This window comes from Flavobacterium bomense, assembly GCF_003970355.1.
Genome location: NZ_RYDJ01000296.1, coordinates 1 through 1012 on the forward strand (window position 1 = coordinate 1; position 1012 = coordinate 1012).

Here is a 1012-nt window from a genome sequence, read left to right on the forward strand (position 1 = left end):
ACCGAAAAATGTTTGTCTCTGTCGTCGTATATGAATTCGCGATACACTTCGTCAGCAATTAGAAATAAGTCGTGTTTTCGAACCAATTCTCCCAATTGATTAATTTCGGATTCTGAATACAAATAGCCAGTTGGATTATTGGGATTACAGATTAAAATCGCTTTGGTTTTTGATGTAATCGCTTTTTCAAATTCGGCAATAGTAGGAAGGGTAAAACCACTTTCGATATTGGAAATTACAGGCACAACTCGAGCACTTGATTCTGCTGCAAAAGCACTATAATTGGCATAAAAAGGTTCAGGAATAATGACTTCATCTTCGGGATCCATAATGCTGCCCAGCGCAAACAATAGCGCTTCAGAGCCACCTGTGGTTATCATTATATCATCAAACGAAACTCTTACATTTTGATTGGTGTAAAAAAAGGCTAGTTTTTTTCGGTAACTTTCATAACCTGCGGAAGGGCCGTATTCTATAATATCTAAATTAATATTTTTTATAGCTTCAATGGCAATTTCAGGGCTTTTTATATCGGGTTGACCAATGTTTAAATGATACACTTTATGGCCTTTTAATTTGGCTTGTTCTGCATAAGGGGCCAACTTTCGAATTGGCGATTCGGGTATTTTTTGACCTCTAATAGAAATACTTGGCATGTTTTTAAATTTGGTGCAAAATTGCGATTTTTTTTTCAAAAATAAACACTTCAATTCTGTTTATTTGTTAATAAAAGTGTGTTATTATTCAATATTTCATTAACTTTATAAAAATAATTAGGATGAGTCGAATAATCATTTTATGCTTTTTTATAATTTATTCTTTATCTGTTTTTGGACAGGACGAATTTCAATTTGAAAAAGGAACCGATAAAGTGATTATCCCTTTCAAAATCATCAATAATTTGATATTTATTCCCATAAAAGTTAATAATGTTGAGTTATACTTCCTCTTAGATTCTGGTGTTGAAGAGACCATTCTTTTTAGTATGGAGGAAAAGAAAGATGTGAGTTTT

General features: G+C 32.4%; 1 protein-coding gene and 1 pseudogene. One reads left to right on the forward strand and one right to left on the reverse strand.

Translation table 11 applies throughout. From position 1 onward, the window contains the following. Positions 1-656 (reverse strand): aminotransferase class I/II-fold pyridoxal phosphate-dependent enzyme (locus tag EKL98_RS17430; protein ID WP_126563274.1); only part of this gene is annotated, 656 nt, incomplete at its 3' end. Between the two features lie 122 nt (positions 657-778). Between EKL98_RS17430 and EKL98_RS17435 the strand changes: the two are divergent. After that, positions 779-1012 (forward strand): annotated as a pseudogene (locus EKL98_RS17435) (signal protein PDZ); the annotation flags it as partial.